This window comes from Nocardiopsis potens DSM 45234 (genome assembly GCF_000341105.1).
Lineage (GTDB): Bacteria > Actinomycetota > Actinomycetes > Streptosporangiales > Streptosporangiaceae > Nocardiopsis_A > Nocardiopsis_A potens.
Genome location: NZ_ANBB01000055.1, coordinates 35,293 through 54,938, shown reverse-complemented (window position 1 = coordinate 54,938; position 19,646 = coordinate 35,293). Strand labels below are relative to the sequence as shown.

Genomic DNA, 19,646 nt, shown 5'->3' with positions numbered 1-19,646 from the left:
CCGCCCGCTCCACTCGCCCGCCCTTGCATCCGAACGGAAACCGCATGTCCCACTCCCGCGCCATCGACACCGTGGCCACCGCCGAGAGCACGCCCGAGGCCGAGCAGCCCTACGCCGAGCTCGGGATGGCCGACGACGAGTACGCCCGCGTCCGCACCATCCTCGGCCGCCGGCCCACCGCCGCCGAGCTGGCGATCTACTCGGTGATGTGGAGCGAGCACTGCTCCTACAAGAGCTCCCGGGTGCACCTGAAGAAGTTCGGCGAACTCGCCCCGGACAGCGACGCGCTGCTGGTCGGCATGGGCGAGAACGCGGGCGTGGTGGACGTCGGCGAGGGCCGGGCGGTCACCTTCAAGATCGAGTCGCACAACCACCCCTCCTACGTCGAGCCGCACCAGGGCGCGGCCACCGGCGTCGGCGGGATCGTCCGGGACATCCTCACCATGGGCGCCCGGCCGGTGGCGGTGATGGACGCGCTGCGCTTCGGCCCGGCCGACGCCCCGGACACCCGGCGGGTGCTGCCCGGCGTGGTCTCCGGCATCTCCTTCTACGGCAACTGCCTGGGCCTGCCCAACATCGGCGGCGAGGTCGGCTTCGGCGCCGGCTACGCGGGCAACCCGCTGGTCAACGCGCTGTGCGTGGGCGTGATGAAGCACTCCGACATCAAGCTGGCGCAGGCGCCCGGCCCCGGCAACAAGGTGGTGCTGTTCGGCGCCACCACCGGCCCGGACGGCATCGGCGGGGCGTCGGTACTGGCCAGCGCCACCTTCGACGAGGAGAGCCAGGCCAAGCGGCCCAGCGTGCAGGTCGGCGACCCGTTCCTGGAGAAGCTGCTGATCGAGTGCAGCCTGGAGCTGTTCGCCCAGGACCTGGTGGTGGGCATCCAGGACCTGGGCGCGGCCGGCGTCTCCTGCGCCACCACCGAGCTGGCCGCCGGCGGCACCGGCGGCATGCGCATCGAGCTGGACCGGGTCCCGCTGCGCGACTCCACGCTCACTCCGGAGGAGATCCTGATGAGCGAGTCGCAGGAGCGGATGATGGCGGTGGTCGAGCCCGGCCGCCTGGACGACTTCCTGGCCGTGTGCCGCAAGTGGAACATCGAGGCCGCGGTGATCGGCGAGGTCTCCGACGTCACCCCGGAGGAGGCCGAGCGCGGCGGCCGGCTGGTGATGACCTGGCACGGCGAGACCATCGTGGACCTGCCGCCGCGCACCGCGGCCGACGAGGGCCCGGTCTACGAGCGCCCCTACGCGCGCCCCGCCGAGCAGGACGCGCTGCAGGCCGACACCCCGGACCGGCTGGACCGGCCCAAGGACGACGCCTCCCTGCGCGAGCAGCTGCTGACCGTGCTGGCCGCGCCCGGCGTCTGCGACCCGTCCTGGATCACCCGGCAGTACGACAGCTACGTTCTGGGCAACACGGTGCTGCGCGCCCCGCACGACGGCGGGATGATCCGGATCTCCGACGACTCCGACCGGGGCGTGGCGCTGGCCACCGACGGCAACGGCCGCTACACCCGGCTCGACCCCTACACCGGCACCCGGGCCGCGTTCGCCGAGGCCTACCGGAACGTCGCCGCCACCGGCGCCCGGCCGCTGGCCGTCACCAACTGCCTCAACTACGGCTCCCCCGAGGACCCGGCGGTGATGTGGCAGTTCGCCGAGTCCACCCGGGGCCTGGCCGAGGCCTGCAACCAGCTGGGCACCCCGGTCACCGGCGGCAACGTCAGCTTCTACAACCAGACCGGCGAGACCGCGATCAACCCGACCCCGGTGATCGGCGTGCTGGGCGTCATCGGCGACGTGCACGACCGGCTGACCAGCGCGTTCAGCGCCGCCGACGACGGCGCGGCGATCTACCTTCTGGGCGAGACCCGGGACGAGCTCGGCGGGTCGGCCTGGGCCGACGTGATCCACGGCCACCTGGGCGGGCTGCCGCCCGAGGTGGACCTGGCCGCCGAGGCGGCGCTGGGCGAGGTGCTGGCCTCCGCCGCCGAGTACGGCGTCGCGGCGGCCGCGCACGACCTGTCCGACGGCGGCCTGGCGGCGGCGCTGGCCGAGTCGGCGCTGCGCGGCGGCACCGGCTGCCGGATCAGCCTCGACGGCGGCCTGGCCGACCCGTTCACCGCGCTGTTCAGCGAGTCCGGTGCGCGCGCGGTGGTCGCGGTCCGCCCGGAGGCCGAGGAGGCCTTCAAGGAGCTGTGCTCCCGGCACGGCGTCCCGGCGGCGGCGATCGGCACGGTCGGCGGCTCCTCGCTGTCGGTGAGCCACCCCGGCGGCGGGTTCGACATCCCGCTGCAGGAGCTGCGCACCGCCTACGAGTCCACCCTGCCCGCCATCTTCGACGGGGAGTGACCCGGAGCCCCGGAACCGGCCGGGCCCCGGCGGGGTGCGCCCCCGCCGGGGCCCGCTCCTCCCGGTGATCTCGATGCCGCGGCCCTGCCAGAACGCTCTGGCAGGGCCGCGGCGTCGAGATCTTCGCCCGGGTCCGCTCAGGAGCGGGTCCGCACCCCGCGCCGGCGGGCGAGGAACACGGTCAGCGCCACGAAGGCGAAGGTCTGGGCGAGCGCGCCGGGGATGAACTCCCACGGGACGGCGCCCTGGTCCAGCGGGGCGGCGATGTCGCCCATCGCCGAGGTGACGAGCATCCCGGTGAGGTTGTGCAGCACGTGCATGACCACCGCCGCCTCCAGGCCGCCGGTGCGCACGCTCAGCCAGGCCAGCGTCATCGCCCAGACGAAGATCCAGGCGGCGCCCCAGCCGGTGTAGCCGTGCACCGACATGAAGAGCAGCGAGCCGGCCACGATGCCCGGCCACGGGGTGCGGATGAACGAGCCGAAGGCCTGCATCAGCCAGCCGCGGAAGACGTACTCCTCGGCGGCGGCCTGGAACGGCACGAGCAGCAGGACCAGCGCGGCGGCGGGGAGGAACGCGCCCCACCCGGACCACTCCCAGCCCTGCGCGCCGAAGACCTCCCCGAGGTCCCGGCCGGCCGCCAGGTAGGTGGCGACGCTGACCGCGTAGCCGAGGGCGATCGCGGCGGCCGCGGCCCCGGCGCAGGCCAGCGCCCACCGCCGGCGGAACCGGCCGGCCACCGAGGAGAGGGTCCCGGCCGGCCTCCGCTGCACCAGCCGGGCGGTCAGCAGGACCATCGGGAGCGCGCTCGCCAGGCCGAGCAGGGTGGCGCCGAGGAAGGCCAGCGGGGCCGCCTCCAGCATCGCCACCGGGTCGTCCCCGGCGTCCATCCCCCCGTTGAGGAAGGCGACGACCCCGGCGCCCATGCTCAGCGCGACCATCACCACCAGGGCGGGCACCAGGAAGGCGGCGGTTCCGGCGATCGGCCGCCACCAGGAGTTCCACCGGTTGCGGGCGAGCAGGTGGTAGGGGGTGCCCGCCGGGGCCGCCCCGACCCGGGGCGCGGGGGCCGGGGGCGCCTCCCGTCCGGCGGACTCCTCCGGCCCGGGACCCGGAGCGGTGCCCCCGGCGGTCCCCTCCGGCCCGGGCCCCGGGACGGTGCCTCCGGCGCTCCCCTCGTAGGCCGGGCCCGGGGCCGGGTGCCCGCCGGCGCCGTCCCGGCGGTCCTCCGGCACCGGGCCGGGGCCGGGGTGTCCGCTCAACGCGCTCATCGCGGTCTCTCCGTTCGACGCTGCTCTTCCTGCCTGGTCCCGAGCATCCCGCGGCGGCGGGTGCCCGCCCCAGTCGCCGCGGTCACCGCTTTCCGCTGACATTTTCCGGCCGTGCCCCGTGACAACCGTCATCCCGCCTCGGCCGCCCGCACCCCCGGGCGTAGGCTGGGGAGCAGGGGCAGAGCGCCCCGACAGGACCGGGAGACATGGAGAACGAGTACGGCGGCCCCAAGCGCCGCGGACGCCTCAAGGGGCCGCTCGGCAGCCACGACCGCCCCGCGAGCGCCCTGGCGTTCCGCCTGATCCTCGCGGTCTTCGGCGCCGCCGTCCTGCTCGCCGCCACCGTCCTGGCCTGGACCTGGGCCCGGAACGCCATGCTCGTCTTCGTCTTCGCTGCGGCCCTGGCGGCCTCGCTGCTCAACGTCTACTGGGTCTACCAGCGCCTGCGCCACGAGCGCTGACCGCGGCCGCCCTCCCCGATGATCTTGACGCTGCGGGCCTGTCAGAGCGTTCTGACAGGCCCGCAGCGTCAAGATCATCGGGGTGCCGGAGATTCTTCCGAATTCGATCCCCCGTCCGGGAACAAGGGGCGGGGTCGCCGCGTTCCAATCCCGTACGGCGTACGATCATACGCCGTACGACCGAGGGCTTCCGGCAGTGAGGAGAGGCGCATGCAGCGTTCCCGGGCATACGAGGAATTCGACCGGCAGGTGCGCGTACTGGCCGAGAAGGACTACCCCGGGCTCTCCGGGCTGGGAGCGGAGGGGTTCGCCGCATTGGTGAAGCCGCTGCGCGACGCGGCGGTGGAGGCGGCCGGGGCGGACGGCGGGCCGTGGCCCGGCGAGGACGGCGGCTCCCCCGGGCGGATCCCGTTCGTCCTGGTGGTGACCAGGGACGTGGTCCCGATCGAGGAGAGCATGGTGCGCACCGCGCTGCCCCGCGGGCGCAAGCCGGGGTTCGTCGACCGCTCCTACGAGGAGGGCGCGCTCGCCCGGTTCACCGCCACCGAGGAGACCGCGCTCCCCGATCCGCGCGCCTACCTGCTCACCGGTGTGGACCGGGGCGAGGAGTTCTGCGGGGCGGTGCCCGCCGACGCGATGGCCGCGATCCGGGCGCGCGGCCGCACTCCGCTGACCATCGAGGAGGGCATCGCCCTGGTGACGCTCTTCCCGGCCGCCCTGGAGAAGAACAAGTGCTTCTCCCTGGGCGGCTCGCGCTGCGGCGACCGCCGGGTCCCGGCGCTGTGGATCAGCGACCGCGCCCCCAAGCTGGGCTGGTGCTGGGAGGGCAACCCGCACACCTGGCTCGGCATGGCCTCCGCGGCCGCCCGGACCGCGGGCCGGGCCGACTGACCGGCGCCTCCGCCGGGCCGGTCCGCGGGTCCCCGGGAGACCCTCTGACCGGCCCGGCGCCGCTCGGCGCGGGGCCCGGCGCCGCCCCGGGGCGGGAGTCAGCGAAGCGGGCCGGGGGCCTCCGCGAACCTGCGGGAGAGCGCCTCCAGCCGGGCGACCCGCTTCGAGGTGGGCGGGTGGGTGCGCAGCGCCCGGTCCAGGGCCAGGCCCAGTCTCCCCTGATCGGGGTCGGGGCTGCCGAACGGGACCACCGCCAGCGCCGAGGCGGAGCTCAGCGCGCGCAGGTCGATCTCGGGGACGGCGGCCATGCCGCCCTCGACCGCCCCCAGCGCGGCGGCGAGGGCGGACGGGGAGCCGGTGAGCACGGCGGCCGCGCGGTCCGCGGCCAGCTCCCGGCGGCGGACCAGGCGACCCATCGCGGCGAAGCCCGGCAGGCCCAGCACGAGCGCACCGAACAGGCCGGCCAGCGCGGCGGTGATGGCGAGCGCCCAGACCACCGTCCGGGCGAGCCCTGCGGCCGCCAGGACCGGGGGGACCAGGGGCCGCGGGACGCGGCGCACCGGCGGAGGCCTCCGCTTCCAGGCGTCGGAGCCGAACATCGGCTCCCAGGGCCGGCCGCACAGCCGTCCCAGCCCGGCGAACGGGAGGTCCAGGTGGCCCAGACCGGTGAACAGGTACCCCGGGAGAAGGACGATCCAGGTGACCATCCCGGCGGCGACGGAGAGCACCCGTGAGTCGCGGTGCGCGATGTGCGCCAGCTCGTGCGCGACGACCGCCTCCAGCCCCGGCGCGTCCAGCGTGTCCAGCAGGCCCCTGCTGACGTAGAGCACCGGCCGCTCGCCCCGGTGGTCGGAGACCAGGGAGTTGGGCGCCGCGGAGGCGAAGACCCGGACCTCCGGCCGCTCCTGGCCGGAGAGCGCGCACAGCCGGTCCAGCACCCCGTGCAGCACCGGTTCGGAGACCCGGCTCACCTCGATGCCGTAGGCCACCGGGTCCGGGAGCGGGCGGCGCTGGACCGCGCCCGCGGCCAGCGATACGGCGATCGGAAGCAACCCCGGCCACCACGGCAGCCAGGGCAGCCACAGCCGGCCCGCCGCCCACAGGGCCAGGCAGCACAGCGCCGCGTACCCGGCGGCCACCGCGCCGAGCAGCAGCCAGGCGCCGGCCATCGGCCACGCCGCCGCGAACCCGCTCCGCACACGCATGCGGAAAACGATAGACGCCCCGGAGCGTCCCGGTCCCGGTCGCCCGTTCCGTCGGTGGGGAGGCGTAACCTGCCATGTCATGACCGACAACGAACGACCGATGCCCGCCCGGCTCTCCGCCGCCGTCGCGGGCTCCGGACCGGGCCTGCTCCTCGCGCACGGGGCCACCGGTTCGGTCGCGGACAACTTCACCGGGCTGATCGAGGCGTTCGCGCCCTCCCGCGCGGTGGTCGCGGCGGACTACCCGGGCTCCGGCTCCACTCCGCGCACCGGCGGCCCGCTCGACCTGGACGACCTGGCCCACCTCCTGGTGGCCGCCGCCGACGACGCCGGGCTGGAGCGCTTCGCCCTGCTCGGCTTCTCCATGGGCAGCCAGGTCGCGGTCCGCGCCGCGGTCCTGTACCCGGAGCGGGTCGAGGCGCTCGTGCTCAGCGCGGGCCTGGCCCGGCTCTCCCCGGCCAACCGGAAGGTGGTCGAGGCCTGGCGGGCCGAGGTCGCCGGAGCCGCCGAGCCGCACCCGCAGCCCGGCGCGCTGGACCAGATCGACCTGCTGCTGCGCAACGACACCAGCGCCGACCTGCCCCGGATCACCGCGCCCACGCTGGTCGTCAAGACCCTCCGGGACGACCTGGTGCTGCCGGAGAACTCCGACGAGCTCGCGGCCGGCATCCCCGGAGCGCGCGTCGCCGAGCTGGAATCGGGCCACCTCATCTGGGAGGACGACTTCGACGGCTGGGTCCGCGCGGTGCGCGCCTTCCTCACCGGCCTGCCGGGCTGAGCCCTACCGCGATGATCTTGACGTTCCGGGCCTATCAATCCGCGTTGATAGGCCCGGAACGTCAAGATCATCGCGGGGCGGGCGCCGCGGCCCCGCACCGGCGCGGGGTCAGGCCTCCGGCGGGATCCATTCCTTCCAAAGGTCCTCGTTCTCCTCGACCCAGGCCTCGGCCGCCTTCTCCGGCTCCATGCCCTGGTCGGCGATCATCTTGGCGACCTTGTTCTGGTCCTCGTTCGACCACTGCCACCGGTCGAGGAAGCGGTAGGCGACGCCGCCCCGGTCCGCGAACTCCTTGTTGAAGACCTTGGTGAGGTCGTAGGAGGGGTAGCCGCAGGCGACGTCGTCCGGGTCGACCTCGCACATGTCGACGTACTCCGGCATCTCGATCTCGACCAGGTCCATGTCCTCGAAGACCCACTGCGGCGCGTAGAAGTAGAAGAGGGCCGGCTCCTCCTTCTCGTAGGCCTCCCGGACCGCCGCGATCTGGTTCGCCTCCGAGCCGGTGTAGTCGATCTCCAGGTCCAGCTCGTAGTGGTTGATGATGCCGGGGTCCTGGCTCTGGAAGAGCGGGTCGCTGGAGATGAACCGGCCGGTGTCGCCCGGGGTCTCCGGGGTGGAGAAGATCTCGGTGTGCTCCGCCAGGCCGTCCAAGGTCATGACCTCGGGGTACTGCTCGGCGACGTAGGCCGGCACGTACCAGCCGTGGTCGCCGTAGAGGCCGGTCTCACCGCCGTCGACGACCTTCGGGGACCCGGGGTCGCCGTAGATCTCCATCAGGTCGTCGCGGCGCCAGTTCTCCAGGTTGACGTCGACCTTGCCGGCGGCCATCTCCTGCCAGGTCGGCTCGACGTCCAGCTCGACCTGCTCGACCTCGACGTCGAGCTCGTGCTCCAGCAGGTAGGTCAGCACCGCCGCGGAGGCCTCGTAGCCGGCCCACGGGTTGACGGCCATGCGCACCGTCTTGTCGTCCCCCTCCTCCTCTCCGCCGCCGCTGCCGCAGGCGGTCGCGAGGAGGACGAGGGAGGCGGCCGCCGCGGCCGAGCGGAGCACGCGGGCCGGGCGTCTCGGGGCGGGAGTGCGGGCGGGAGAGGGGTGGCTGCGCATTCGGACCTCACCAGACGGCGCCCGGGGGAACGGACGCCGTTCTATCACCGAGAAGCGGGCGGGGCGGGCGTTCCGTCGCCCACCGCCGCGCAGGACACGTCATTCTATTGCGACCAATGGGGCGGATGATGCATATCGGTCGGCACCGGAACCCCGGCCGCCGGCCGCGCGTCCCATCGGATGGCCGCCGACCAGCGAAGCCCTCCGAAAAACCCGCCGCCGATCCGGGAGGACCCGATGGCAGAGGATCCCGGAACCGGCCCCGGCCGCCGGAGCGGCTCCGCCGCCGGGCGGCTGCGGAGGCTGCTCCTGCGCAAGGCGCGCGAGGCCGACTCGCGCCGCGGCAAGCGGCGCGACCTGCGGAGCAGGCGGGCGAGCGAGGCGCAGCGGGCGATCGCCGAGGCGCTGCTCGCCGAGCGCTCCGGCGGCGGGCCGCGGATCGCCCGCGACGAGTGGGGCGTCCCGCTGGACGACCGGCACGTGCGCTCCTCGCTGACGGTCGAGGGCGCCGGCTCGCTGAAGCACGTCCTCTCCGGCCCGCGCAGGTCCGACTTCGCCCGGATGTTCCGGTGGAAGCGGAACCGGGCGCTGCTCGCCGTGGTCCTCCTGGCCCTGCCCTTCCTGGTGTACATCGCGGCCAGTGAGCGGCTGAGCGCCTGGTCGGACCCGCCGCTGGGGATCTCCTCCGAGGAGGGCGCCGTGCTCGGCCCGCTCTGGGCGGCCTCCCCGGACACCGCGTTCGCGTTCCGCCCCCGGGGCGGCCGGACCTTCCCGTCCCGCTTCGAGGACACGGTCGCGTCCTGGCCGGCCGGCGACTCCGTGGTCCGCGCCGACCGGGCGGGCGCCACCGCCTACGGCACCGCCGACGGCGGCACGGTGTGGCGCACCGCCCCCGGCGGCGCGGGGCTCTGCGCGGCGGCCGCGGACCCGGCGGACGGCGGCGTCGGCGTGGTGGTCGTGGAGCGGGACGGCGGCGACGGCGAGGACGTCCGCGGCTGCGACACCGTCCTCGGCATCGACCTCGCCACCGGGGCGGAGCTGTGGGAGTCCCCGCTGCCCGGCCCCACCGGGGCCGGCGCGGAGGCCACCGCGGGGCCGGTGATCGCCTGGTCCACCGGGCCGCACGCGGTGATCGCCCGCGGCCCCCTGCTGGCCGGGTTCGACGCCGGGAGCGGCGAGGAGCTGTGGAGCGGTACGGAGTGCACGTTCGCCCGGCACCGGCCGCTGTCCCGGGGCGATGGGAGCGCCGCGGTGCTGGGCTCCTGCGGCCCCCGAGAGGAGGCGGTCTTCACCGGGGTGCTGGACACCGCGACCGGCGAGGTGTCGGAGCGGCGCGCGCTGCCCGAGGACGCCGTCCGCTCCGGCCCGGGGGCGCTGACCCTGGTCGCGGCCGACCCGGTCACCGTGCACAGCGACCCCCTTCCCGCCGGCTCCGAGTACCTCCTCTCCGAGGGCCGGGTCCCGGAGGGGGACGAGCTGCTGGTGGCGGCGGACGGCGGGTGGACCCGGATCGATGCCGAGGGCACCGCCGGCGTGGGCTCGGCGGAGGAGGCGTGGCGGCTCGACCCCCGCCGCAGCAGGCCGACCGCCTCGGACGGGGTGCTCTACATCGAGACGGACGACCCGGGCGGGAACCGGGTCCTCGCCTTCGACCTGGAGCGCGGCGAGGTCCGGTGGAACCGCCTGGTGGCGGAGGACCACTTCGTGCGGGTCGCCGGCGCCGGCGGCGGCCGGGTGCTCGCCGTCTCCCGGGACCCCGGGAGCGGCGGCGAGGACGGCGCCCCGCCGCGGACCCGGATCCTGGCGCTGCCCGCCGACGGGGAGGGCCCGGCCGAGCTCGTCGCCGACGGCCTGCCGGACGTGCCCTGGCTGGAGACCACCCCGGTGCGGCTGCACGAGAGCGGCGACCGGTACGTCGTCGGACCGGCCCCCGACCCGTACGGGAAGGAGCCGGTTCCCCCGCTCTTCGCCGCCGGATAGCGCGCGCCGGCGGCCCCGCTCCGGCACGCGGCCCGTCCCGGAGCCGGAGCGGAGCGCCGCGCGACCGGGGCGAGCGCGACCGGGCGGCACCGCGCGGACCGGTCGCAGCGGGGCGTACCGCTCCCCGGAGGCGGCGCCGACCCGGCGGCCGGGGACGGCGGCGGCCCCGGGCCGTCCGGGGCGGGGCGGGCCGGGGCATGCGCGGCGGAGGGGGCGGCGGTCAGGCCCCCTCGGGGATCCACTTCCGCCAGACGTCCGGGTTCTCCTCGGCCCAGGCCCGGGCGGCCTGCTCCGGTTCCTTCCCCTCCTCGGCGATCATCCGGGCGACCTTGTTCTGGTCCTCGTTGGTCCAGGTCCAGTTCTCGATGAGCTCGTGGGCCGGGCCGCCGGTCTCGGTGAACGCGGTGGAGAACACCTTGTTCAGCTCGTAGTCGGGGTAGTCGCAGCCGACGTCCTCCGGGTCGATCTCGCACAGCTCCATGTACTCCGGGAACTCCACCTTGACCAGGTCGAGGTCCTCGAAGAGCCACTGCGGCTCGTAGAAGTAGAAGAGCACCGGCTCTTCCTTCTCGTAGGCCTCGCGGACCCGCTCGATCTGCTTCTCCTCGGTGCCGGCGTGCTCGATCTCCAGGTCCAGGCCGAAGTGGTTGATCATGCCCTGGTCCTGGGTGACGAAGCTGGGGTCGGCGGCCAGCAGGCGCCCGGGGCCCCCGCCGTCCCCGGCGAAGAGGTCCTCCTTGCCGAGCAGCCCGTCCACCGTGTCGATGCCGGGGTGCTCCTCGACCAGGTACTCCGGCAGGTACCAGCCGATCCGGCCGTCGTTGCCGGTGGGGCCGCCGTCGACGACCAGCGGCCGCTCGCTGTCGCCGTACAGCTCCATCAGGTCCTCGTGGCCCCAGTTCTCCAGGATCACGTCGACCGAGCCGTCGGCCAGGCTCCGCCAGGAGGCCTCCTCGTCGGCCTCGACCAGTTCTACCTGGTAGCCCAGTTCCTCTTCGAGCAGGTAGGAGACGACCGCGGCGTCGGCCTGGTAGCCGACCCAGCCGTTCAGCGCGATCCGGACCTCGGGGGCGCCGGCGCGCCCCTCCTCCTCGGCCGGCCCGCAGGCGGTCGCGAGCAGCACGGCGGAGGCCAGCGCGGCGGCCCGGGCCGGCGCGCTCCTGTACAAGGGCATGGGTGTTCCTGGGGTTCTCGGGGCGTTCGGGTCGTGCGGGGGATCGCGGGGGGTGTCGGGGTCCTTCGGGGAGAACGGGGCGGACCCCGGAGCGGCCGGAGCCGCCGGGGTCCGCCCGGTCACCGCGGAACGCCGGACTCAGGGCACGTCGTGCCCTTCGGGCATCCAGTCCCGCCAGACGTCCGGGTTCTCCTCGACCCAGGCCGCGGCGGCCTCCTCGGGGTCCTGCTTCTCCCCCGCGATGAGCCGCGCGACCGCGTTCTGGTCCTCATTCTCCCAGGTCCAGTTGTCGATCAGCTCGAACGCGTCCCCGCCCTCCTCGGCGAAGCCGGTGCGGTAGATCTTGTTCAGGTCGTACCGCGGGTAGTCGCAGGCGACGTCCTCGGGGTCGCTGTCGCAGCCCTCGGTCCATTCCGGGAACTCCACCCGGACCAGGTCGAGTTCGCTCTGCACCCAGCTGGGGTCCTGGGAGTAGAACAGCACCGGCTCGCCGGCCTGGTAGCGCTGGCGCACCTCGGTGAGCTGCGCCGCCTCCGAGCCGGCGTAGACGATCTCGAACGGCAGGCCGTAGTGGTCGATCAGCCCCTGGTCGCTGGTGACGAAGCCGGGGGCGCCGGCCAGGAACTGGCCCTTGTCCCCGCTCTCCGGGGTGCGGAACACGTCGGCGTGCTCCTCGAGCCCCTCCGGGGTGTTGATCCCGGGGTACTCCTCCACCAGGTACTCCGGCATGTACCAGCCGATGTGGCCGATGTTGCCGTTGGGGCCGCCGTCCACCACGGTGCCGTTGCCGCCCGGGCCGTAGATCTCCATCAGGTCCTCGTGGCCCCAGTTCTCCAGGATCACGTCGACCGCCCCCTGGTCGAGGGCCTGCCAGGACGGCTGCTCGTCCAGCTGGACCAGCTGGACCTGGTAGTCCAGCTCCTCCTCCAGCAGGTGCTTGATGACCGCGGCGTCGGCCTCGTAGCCGACCCAGGAGTTCAGTGCGATCCGCACCGTGCCGGGGTCGCGCAGGATGTCGGTGCTGCGCACCGCGCAGGAGGTGGCCAGCAGCGCGGCCGCGCCGAGCACCGCCGCCTTGGCGAGCAGGGATCGGGTCTTCTTCGTGCGCATGGGTCTCCTCCTCCTAGCGCGCGGCGCTCTGGGTGAGCCGGTCCAGGAACAGACCCAGGCAGACGATGGCCAGGCCGGAGGTCATGCCCAGGCCCAGCTGGTTCTGGGCCATGCCGAACACGACGCCGTAGCCGAGCGCGCCGGCGCCGACCAGGGCGCCGATGACCACCATCGCCAGGACCATCATGATCCCCTGGTTGACCGCGAGCAGCAGCGAGTGCCGGGCCAGCGGGAGCTGCACCTTGAGCAGCATCTGCCGGCGGGTGCTGCCCAGCGATTCGGCGGCCTCCACGGTGTTCGCGGAGACGCCCCGGATTCCGTCGTTGACCAGCCGGATGACCGGCGGCAGCGCGTAGACCACCGCGGCGGCCAGCGCCGGGATGCGGCCGATGCCGAACAGCGCGACCGCGGGGATCAGGTAGACGAACGGCGGCAGCGTCTGCATCGCGTCCAGGATCGGGCGGAGCACCGCGGCCAGCCGGTCGCTGCGCGAGGCCAGCACGCCGATCGCGAAGCCGACCACCACGGTGGCCAGCGCGGCGACCACCACCTGGGAGAGCGTGTCCATGCTCTCCTCCCAGGCGCCGAGGAGCCCGCAGGCCAGGATGGACACCCCGCCGACCAGCGCGATCCGCCAGCCGCCCAGGGCCAGGCCGAGGGCGGCGGCGGCCAGCACCACCAGCCACCACGGCGAGTCGGTGAGCACTGAGCGGAGCGGGTCCAGCAGCAGGTTCAGGGTGGCCTCGGCCAGCCACGCGGTGAAGCCGCCGAAGACGTCCTGCACCGCGGTGTTGGCCGCGTTCACCCAGTCGGAGATGGAGATCCGCACCTCCCGGGGCCAGTCGGCCAGTCCGGCCAGCCGGCCGACGACCACGGCGGCCGCGGTGGCCAGCAGGCCGCCGATCAGCAGCGGGCGGCGGAGCGCCGGCGGGACGTGCGGCCCGCGGGCCTCGTCGCCGGCGGCGGCGGTGATCCGGTCCAGGGCGATGGCCATCAGCACGATGGCCAGGCCCGCCTCGAAGGCGCGGCCCACGTCGACCTTGTTCAGCGCCTGGTAGATGGCGTCGCCCAGGCCGCCGGCGCCGATCACCGAGGCGATGACCACCATGGACACCGCGAGCATGATGGTCTGGTTCACGCCGAGCATGATGGTCCGCTTGGCCAGCGGCAGCTGGACCTTGGCGAGGATCTGCCTGCGGGTGGAGCCGAGCGACTCGGCCGCCTCCAGCGCGCCCTTGTCCACGCCGCGGATGGCCAGCGCGGTGATGCGCACCGCCGGCGGGATCGCGTACACCGTGGTGGCCACGGCGGCGGCGGGGTTGCCGATGCCGAACAGCAGCAGCATCGGCATCAGGTAGGCGAAGGCCGGCATGATCTGCATGAAGTCCAGCACCGGCCGGAGCGCCCGCTCGAAGCCGGGGCGGCGGCCCGCGACGATGCCCAGCGGGATGCCGATCAGCAGCGCCAGCAGCACCGAGGTGATGATCAGCGAGAGCGTGGTCATCGCCTGGTCCCAGAGGCCGAGCAGGCCGAAGACGGCGAAGGTGGCCAGGGTGAACGCGGCCACCTTGGCGCCGGCCACCCGCCAGGCGGCGAACGTGCCGAGCACGATCACGCCGAGCGGGGTGAGCAGGGTCAGCCCCTGGTTGATCAGGATGACGGCGGAGCCCAGCCCGACCGAGGCGTAGTTGAAGCCGTACAGGAAGAGCGGGCTGGTGTTGCGGTTCTCGACGATCCAGGCGTAGACGTCGTCGAAGAGCGCGCCGAGGCCGACGTCGAGCGAGTCGGGGAACGGCATCTGGCCGCGGAGCAGGCCGTACCCGGCGATCAGCACGGCGAAGACCGCGGCGACCCGGATCCAGGTGCGGTGGAGCAGGCCGTCCTGGCCGCCGTCCGGCCCGGCGGCCGTTCGGGGTGTGGTCTCGGTGGCCATGGTCAGGCCTCCGCGCCGTCGGCGAGCGGCTGCGGGCCGGTGCCCAGCTTGCCGTCGTCCGACTGGTCCTCGGCGATGATGCGCAGCACCTCGGTCCGGCCGACGACGCCGAGCAGCCGGTCGCCGTCCATCACTCGGACCGGCGCGGTGCCCTCGGCCAGCAGCGGGACGATCTCGCGGACCACGGTGCGCGGCTCGGCGGTCGGGCCGTCCAGCGGCTCGCCCTCCCGGGGGTCGCGCATCAGCCAGCGCACGGTCAGCACGTCGGTGCGGGCGACGTCGGCGACGAAGTCGCGGACGTAGTCGTCGGCGGGGCGGCCGACCAGCTCCTCGGCGGTGCCGACCTGGACCAGCTCGCCGTCGCGCATGATGGCGATCCGGTCGCCCAGCTTGAGCGCCTCGGACAGGTCGTGGGTGATGAAGACCGCGGTCTTGCGCAGCTCGCGCTGGAGGCGGAGCACCTCCTGCTGCATGTCCCGGCGGATCAGCGGGTCGAGCGCGCTGAACGGCTCGTCGAAGAGGAGCACCTCGGGGTCGACGGCGAGCGCGCGGGCCAGCCCAACGCGCTGCTGCATGCCGCCGCTGAGCTGGCCGGGCTTGGAGTCCTCGTAGCCGGCCAGGCCGACCATCTCGATCATCTCGCGGGCCCGGGCGTGCCGTTCGGCCCTGCCCTGCCCGCGGACCTCCAGGCCGTAGGCGACGTTGTCGATGATCTTGCGGTTGGGCAGCAGGCCGAAGTGCTGGAACACCATCGCCGCCTTGTGCCGGCGGAGTTCGCGCAGCTCCTGCGGGGAGCACTCGCGGATGTCGGTGCCGTCCAGCACCACCGACCCGGCCGTCGGCTCGATGAGCCGGGTGAGGCAGCGGATCAGGGTGGACTTGCCGGAGCCGGAGAGGCCCATGACGACGAAGATCTCTCCGGGCAGCACATCGAAGGAGACGTCGCGGACCGCGACGGTGCACCCCGTCGCCTCGCGGACGGTGTCGCGGTCCTGGCGCTCGTACTCGCCGCCGATGATGCCGTCGGCGTTCTTACCGAAGATCTTCCACAGGCTGCGGACGGAGAACTTCGGCTCGGGCTCGCTGTTGAGTTGTGGGTCGTTCGCAGGGGAACTCATGGAGAAAGGGTCACCTCTGATGGCCGTCCTCCGCACGTGCGGCGCGCGGAGGACGGCGCGTCGTTGTCAGGTCGCTTCCGCCGTTGAGCGGGTACGGCGTGGGCGGTGAGGGCTCAGCCCTCGGTGCGGTCGGCCCGGATCAGGTCGGCCGCGCGCTCTCCGATGGCCAGCACGGTGACCATCGGGTTGGGGGAGGTCATGGTCGGGAACACCGAGGCGTCGGCCACCCGGAGCCCGCGCAGCCCGCGCACCTTCAGCCGCGGGTCGACGACCGCGGTGGCGTCGTCGGCCGCGCCCATCTTGCAGGTGCCGGCCGGGTGGTAGACGGTGTGCGCCGCCTTCCGCCCGTACTCGGAGAGCTGCTCGTCGGTGACGACCTCCGGGCCGGGCGCCACCTCGCGCTCGATCCACGACTTGAACGGCTCGGTCTCGGCGATCTTCCGCGCGATCTTCAGGCCGTCCACGATGGTCTGCTCGTCGTAACCGTCGGGGTCGGTGAAGTAGCGGAAGTCCAGCGCCGGCTTGTCCTTCGGGTCGGAGCTGGTCAGCCAGAGCTTGCCGCGGGACCGGGAGCGCGGGATGTTCGGCGTCATGCACATCGCGTGCTTCCAGTCCGGCGAGTCGTAGCCCAGCCGCTTGGTGTTGTCGTCGAACGGGATCTGGTACGTGTGGAACATCAGGTCGGGGCGGGGGTCGCTCTCGTCCCGGCGGATGAACAGCGCCCCGTCGGAGTGCATGACGGTGTTGTCCGGCACGTCCCGCGAGGTCTCCCACATGATGATGGACTCCGGGTGGTCCATCAGGTTCTCGCCGACGCCCGGCAGGTCGTGCCGGACCTCGATGCCGACCTTCTCCAGGTCGCCCTTGGGGCCCACCCCGGAGAGGAGCAGCAGCCGCGGCGTGTCGATCGCCCCGGCGCAGAGCACCACCTCCCGCGCGGCGGTGACGGTGCGGCGCTCGCCCTCCGGCGTCACCACCTCCACCCCGGTGACCCGGTCGCCGTCGAAGACGAGCCTGTCGGCCCAGGTCTCCAGCATCAGGGTGAGGTTCTCCCGCACGCCCATGATCGGGTGCAGGTAGGCCACCGACGCCGAGGAGCGGTTCCCGGTGTAGGGGTCGTAGGCGATGGACAGGAAGCCGACGCCGTCGTTGAACCCGCCGCCGTGCGAGGTGGCGGCGTTGAAGTCCTCGACCACCGGGACCCCGGCGGCCTCGGCCGAGGCGGTGACCCAGTCCTTGACCAGGTCGTTGCGGTCCTTCTCGGCGATCGGGACGATGTTGTTCTTCAGCCGGTCGACGTAGGACTGCACGGTGGCGTTGTCCCAGCCCTCGGCGCCGGCCGCCACCCAGTCGTCCATGTCCTGGGCGAACGGGCGGAAGCTGATCAGGGTGTTGTGCGAGGAGCAGCCGCCGAGCACCCGGGCCCGGGAGTGCACGATGTGCGAGTTGCCGCGGGGCTGCTCGGTGGTGGTGTAGCCGTAGTCGAGGTCGCTCTCCAGCAGGCCGAGCCACTCGCGCAGTTTGAGCACCCGGTCCAGGCCGACGTCGGAGGGGCCTCCCTCGATGACGCAGACGCTGGTGGAGGGGTCCTCGGTGAGCCGGTTGGCGAGCACCGATCCGGCGGTGCCGCCGCCCACGATGACGTAGTCGTAACCCGTCTCGGTCATGAACGCTCCTTGTGGTGCAGGGCGAAGTCTTCGGTGTGCGGGGTGCGGGGGTCAGACCTCGCCGAACCAGCGCTGCGGCTTGGGGTCGAGGGTGCGGTAGATGTGCTTGGCCTCGCGGTACTCGTCCAGGCCCGCGTTGCCCAGCTCGCGCCCGACCCCGGAGCGCTTGAAGCCGCCCCACTCGGCCCCCGGGAAGTAGGGGCCGTACTCGTTGATCCACACGGTGCCGTGCCGCAGCGCGGCCGCGACCCGCTCGCCGCGCGCGGTGTCGTCGGTCCACACCCCGCCGGACAGCCCGTAGTCGGTGTCGTTGCCCAGCTCGACGGCCTCGGCCTCGGTGCGGAACGTCTCCACCGTGACGACCGGGCCGAACACCTCGGTCTGCACGATGTCCATGTCCCGGGTGCAGCCGGTGAACACGGTGGGGCGGTAGAAGTAGCCCCGGGCCAGCTCGGGGTCGTCCGGGCGCTTGCCGCCGGCGATGATCTTCGCGCCCTCCTCGACGCCGCGCGCGACCGCGGCCTCGACCTTGGCCCTGTGCTCGGCGGAGACCAGCGGGCCGCAGCGCACGCCCTCCTTCTGGCCGCAGCCGATGACGATCGCCTCGGCGCGCCGGGCCAGCTCGGCGGTGAACTCGTCGTGGACGTCCTCGTGCACGATGAGCCGCGCGCCGGCCGAGCAGACCTGGCCGGAGTGGAAGAACGCGGCGGTGAGCGCGTAGTCCACCGCGGTGTCCAGGTCCACGTCGGGGAAGATGATGTTGGGGTTCTTCCCGCCCAGCTCCAGGGCGACCTTCTTGACCGTCTCCGCGGCGGAGGCCATGATCCGCTTGCCGGTGGCCAGGCCGCCGGTGAAGGAGACCAGGTCCACGTCGCGGTGGGCGACCATCGCGGCGCCGACCTCGGCGCCGGTGCCCAGCACCAGGTTGATCACGCCGTCGGCGGGGACGCCCGCCTCCAGGCAGAGCTCGAACAGCTTGCAGGTGGTGACCGGGGTGATCTCGCTCGGCTTGACCACCATGGTGTTGCCGGCCGCGATCGCCGGGGCCATCTTCCAGGCCAGCTGGAGCAGCGGGTAGTTCCAGGGGGTGATCATCGCGCAGACGCCGACCGGCTCGTAGACCACCCGGCTGAAGACGCCCTCCGGCGCGGAGATGATCCGCCCGGCGTCCTTGTCGGCCAGCCCGGCGTAGTAGCGGAAGACGGCGGTGACGTCGTCGACGTCGATCCCGCCCTCTTCGATGGTCTTCCCGGTGTCCAGCGACTCCATCACCGCGATCTCTTCGCGGTCGCGCTGGAGGAGGTCGGCGATGCGGTTCAGGATCTCCCCGCGCTCGGCCGCCGGCCGGCGCGCCCAGTCGCCCTGGTCGAAGGCGCGGCGCGCGGCGGCCACCGCCGCCTCGGCGTCGGCCGCGGTGCCCTCGCTGACCACGGTGAGGACGGAGGCGTCGTAGGGGTTGAGGACGTCGCGGGTGCCGCCCTCGGCGGCGGCCCGCCAGGTGCCGCCGATGAACATGCTCGACGCGGCCGCCGACCCGGGATCGGCCAGGTACTGCTTACTCGGGAGAGTTACGTAGGGTTGCATCACGGATCCGTCCTGCCCAGGAGATTCGCCTTCAAACAGCTCAAACCTGTCGTGATCTCATCGAGACATTCAAAAATTACCTCTCCGACCTGCATGAATACGAAAAAGGCGCGTCAACACGGACACGCAACGGTGGTGCGTATCACGCAACACCTCGATTCACGTTCACTGAGAGTGATGATCACCGAGAGGCTCGGCGGCCGCACCGCACCGGTGCGCGTGTCGCGGTTCACCCGTCCGGCGGTCCGGGCACTGGACAGACCGGCCCGGCCTCGGGTTAACGTGGATAAGGCATGCCTAAGGAGGCGGTCCCCCCTCGTCGCCCTCTACCTTCCCTCCCCCCGACGCGATCACGCGAGGACACATGCTTCTTGAGCAAGAGCGCAGGGACGTCGCGCTGACCGCCCACCGGCTCGCCGGCACCGGCGCGGTGCTGGGCCGCGGCGGTGCGGTGAGCGTCCGCAGCGGCGACCTGTTCGCCGTCACCCCCGCCGACCTCCCGCTGGACCGGATCGAACCGGCCGACTGCCCGGTGCTCTCCGTCGAGGGCGGGGTGGTGGAGGGCCGCCGCGGCCCGGCCGCCGACACCGTGCTGCACACCGCCGTCTACCGGCACACCGGGGCCGGCGCGGTGGTGCAGTCCTACGGCGAGCGCGCCGCCGCGGTCTCCGCGGTGCTCGCCGAACTGCCCCCGGTGCACCGGGCCGCCGCCCGGCTGGGCGGCGCCGTCCCGGTCGCCCCGTACTCCGTCTACGGCGGCGGCGACCTGGCCGACCAGGCGGTCAAGGCGCTCAAGGGGCGGCAGGCCGCCCTGCTGGCCTGCAACGGCGCGGTCGCCGTCGGCTCCGGCGCCGCCGAGGCCTTCGACAACGTCTCGCTGCTGGAATGGCTCTGCGGCGTCTACATCGAGGCGCGCCGCCTGGGCGAGCCGCGGGTGCTCTCCGAGGACGAGCTGGCCGAGGTCCGCGGGCGCGACCGCGACGGCTGGGCCGGCCCGGACCCGTTCCTGCTCTGAC

Annotated in this window: 15 protein-coding genes; 6 read left to right on the top strand and 9 right to left on the bottom strand. The window is 73.5% G+C overall.

Annotated features, from left to right (window positions below; genetic code table 11):
- Window positions 1–44: 44 nt before the first annotated feature.
- Entirely contained in the window at window positions 45–2,354 is a 2,310-nt protein-coding gene (purL, locus tag D459_RS32410; protein WP_017595250.1) for a phosphoribosylformylglycinamidine synthase subunit PurL, read from the top strand.
- 137 nt (window positions 2,355–2,491) lie between these two features.
- On the opposite strand, the gene D459_RS0122400 is transcribed toward purL, so the two are convergent.
- Complete coding sequence (locus D459_RS0122400) at window positions 2,492–3,625, bottom strand: CPBP family intramembrane glutamic endopeptidase (RefSeq protein WP_152523081.1); 1,134 nt, start codon at window positions 3,623–3,625, stop codon at window positions 2,492–2,494.
- Between the two features lie 206 nt (window positions 3,626–3,831).
- On the opposite strand from D459_RS0122400, the gene D459_RS0122395 reads away from it, so the two are divergent.
- Together D459_RS0122395 and D459_RS0122390 are read left to right on the top strand one after the other, a co-directional pair.
- Entirely contained in the window at window positions 3,832–4,086 is a 255-nt protein-coding gene (locus tag D459_RS0122395; protein WP_017595248.1) for a hypothetical protein, read from the top strand.
- A 210-nt stretch (window positions 4,087–4,296) separates the two neighbouring features.
- The gene (locus D459_RS0122390) at window positions 4,297–4,977 is read left to right on the top strand and encodes a DUF5701 family protein (protein WP_017595247.1); all 681 of its coding nucleotides are present in this window, start codon (window positions 4,297–4,299) and stop codon (window positions 4,975–4,977) included.
- Window positions 4,978–5,075: 98 nt separating this feature from the next.
- On the opposite strand, the gene D459_RS32405 is transcribed toward D459_RS0122390, so the two are convergent.
- Complete coding sequence (locus D459_RS32405) at window positions 5,076–6,182, bottom strand: M48 family metalloprotease (RefSeq protein ID WP_161634173.1); 1,107 nt, start codon at window positions 6,180–6,182, stop codon at window positions 5,076–5,078.
- A gap of 79 nt (window positions 6,183–6,261) precedes the next feature.
- On the opposite strand from D459_RS32405, the gene D459_RS0122380 reads away from it, so the two are divergent.
- Window positions 6,262–6,960 (top strand): alpha/beta fold hydrolase, encoded by a 699-nt coding sequence (locus tag D459_RS0122380; protein WP_017595245.1) that lies wholly within the window; start codon window positions 6,262–6,264, stop codon window positions 6,958–6,960.
- 108 nt (window positions 6,961–7,068) lie between these two features.
- Here the strand turns inward: D459_RS0122380 and D459_RS0122375 are convergent, their stop codons facing one another.
- Window positions 7,069–8,010, bottom strand: coding sequence for a glycine betaine ABC transporter substrate-binding protein (locus D459_RS0122375; protein WP_017595244.1), 942 nt, complete (start codon window positions 8,008–8,010; stop codon window positions 7,069–7,071).
- Between the two features lie 291 nt (window positions 8,011–8,301).
- On the opposite strand from D459_RS0122375, the gene D459_RS0122370 reads away from it, so the two are divergent.
- A complete protein-coding gene (locus tag D459_RS0122370) occupies window positions 8,302–10,044 on the top strand; it encodes an outer membrane protein assembly factor BamB family protein (protein ID WP_026120659.1) in 1,743 nt (580 codons plus the stop codon).
- A 220-nt stretch (window positions 10,045–10,264) separates the two neighbouring features.
- Here D459_RS0122370 and D459_RS0122365 read toward each other — a convergent pair whose 3' ends face one another.
- From D459_RS0122365 to D459_RS0122340, 6 genes are all read right to left on the bottom strand, one after another.
- Entirely contained in the window at window positions 10,265–11,218 is a 954-nt protein-coding gene (locus D459_RS0122365; protein WP_040710813.1) for a glycine betaine ABC transporter substrate-binding protein, read from the bottom strand.
- 138 nt (window positions 11,219–11,356) lie between these two features.
- Window positions 11,357–12,328, bottom strand: a complete 972-nt coding sequence (locus D459_RS0122360; RefSeq protein WP_017595242.1) for a glycine betaine ABC transporter substrate-binding protein — start codon at window positions 12,326–12,328, stop codon at window positions 11,357–11,359.
- 13 nt (window positions 12,329–12,341) lie between these two features.
- Window positions 12,342–14,261: an ABC transporter permease gene (locus D459_RS0122355; RefSeq protein ID WP_017595241.1), complete on the bottom strand. Its 1,920-nt coding sequence runs from the start codon at window positions 14,259–14,261 to the stop codon at window positions 12,342–12,344.
- A gap of 2 nt (window positions 14,262–14,263) precedes the next feature.
- Window positions 14,264–15,379, bottom strand: coding sequence for a quaternary amine ABC transporter ATP-binding protein (locus D459_RS32400; protein ID WP_017595240.1), 1,116 nt, complete (start codon window positions 15,377–15,379; stop codon window positions 14,264–14,266).
- Window positions 15,380–15,492: 113 nt separating this feature from the next.
- Window positions 15,493–17,046 (bottom strand): GMC family oxidoreductase, encoded by a 1,554-nt coding sequence (locus tag D459_RS0122345; RefSeq protein ID WP_017595239.1) that lies wholly within the window; start codon window positions 17,044–17,046, stop codon window positions 15,493–15,495.
- Between the two features lie 51 nt (window positions 17,047–17,097).
- Window positions 17,098–18,630: an aldehyde dehydrogenase family protein gene (locus D459_RS0122340; protein ID WP_241485101.1), complete on the bottom strand. Its 1,533-nt coding sequence runs from the start codon at window positions 18,628–18,630 to the stop codon at window positions 17,098–17,100.
- A gap of 364 nt (window positions 18,631–18,994) precedes the next feature.
- Between D459_RS0122340 and D459_RS0122335 the strand changes: the two genes are divergently transcribed.
- Complete coding sequence (locus D459_RS0122335; RefSeq protein WP_017595237.1) at window positions 18,995–19,645, top strand: class II aldolase/adducin family protein; 651 nt, start codon at window positions 18,995–18,997, stop codon at window positions 19,643–19,645.
- The last annotated feature ends 1 nt before the right edge of the window (window position 19,646 follow it).

Bases quoted from the DNA above. Each gene is read 5' to 3' on its own strand.
- purL (WP_017595250.1), top strand. From the start codon at position 45: ATGTCCCACTCCCGCGCCATCGACACCGTGGCCACCGCCGAGAGCACG.
- D459_RS0122400 (WP_152523081.1), bottom strand. From the start codon at position 3,625: ATGAGCGCGTTGAGCGGACACCCCGGCCCCGGCCCGGTGCCGGAGGAC.
- D459_RS0122395 (WP_017595248.1), top strand. From the start codon at position 3,832: ATGGAGAACGAGTACGGCGGCCCCAAGCGCCGCGGACGCCTCAAGGGG.
- D459_RS0122390 (WP_017595247.1), top strand. From the start codon at position 4,297: ATGCAGCGTTCCCGGGCATACGAGGAATTCGACCGGCAGGTGCGCGTA.
- D459_RS32405 (WP_161634173.1), bottom strand. From the start codon at position 6,182: ATGCGTGTGCGGAGCGGGTTCGCGGCGGCGTGGCCGATGGCCGGCGCC.
- D459_RS0122380 (WP_017595245.1), top strand. From the start codon at position 6,262: ATGACCGACAACGAACGACCGATGCCCGCCCGGCTCTCCGCCGCCGTC.
- D459_RS0122370 (WP_026120659.1), top strand. From the start codon at position 8,302: ATGGCAGAGGATCCCGGAACCGGCCCCGGCCGCCGGAGCGGCTCCGCC.
- D459_RS0122365 (WP_040710813.1), bottom strand. From the start codon at position 11,218: ATGCCCTTGTACAGGAGCGCGCCGGCCCGGGCCGCCGCGCTGGCCTCC.
- D459_RS0122360 (WP_017595242.1), bottom strand. From the start codon at position 12,328: ATGCGCACGAAGAAGACCCGATCCCTGCTCGCCAAGGCGGCGGTGCTC.
- D459_RS0122355 (WP_017595241.1), bottom strand. From the start codon at position 14,261: ATGGCCACCGAGACCACACCCCGAACGGCCGCCGGGCCGGACGGCGGC.
- D459_RS32400 (WP_017595240.1), bottom strand. From the start codon at position 15,379: ATGAGTTCCCCTGCGAACGACCCACAACTCAACAGCGAGCCCGAGCCG.
- D459_RS0122345 (WP_017595239.1), bottom strand. From the start codon at position 17,046: ATGACCGAGACGGGTTACGACTACGTCATCGTGGGCGGCGGCACCGCC.
- D459_RS0122340 (WP_241485101.1), bottom strand. From the start codon at position 18,630: ATGCAACCCTACGTAACTCTCCCGAGTAAGCAGTACCTGGCCGATCCC.
- D459_RS0122335 (WP_017595237.1), top strand. From the start codon at position 18,995: ATGCTTCTTGAGCAAGAGCGCAGGGACGTCGCGCTGACCGCCCACCGG.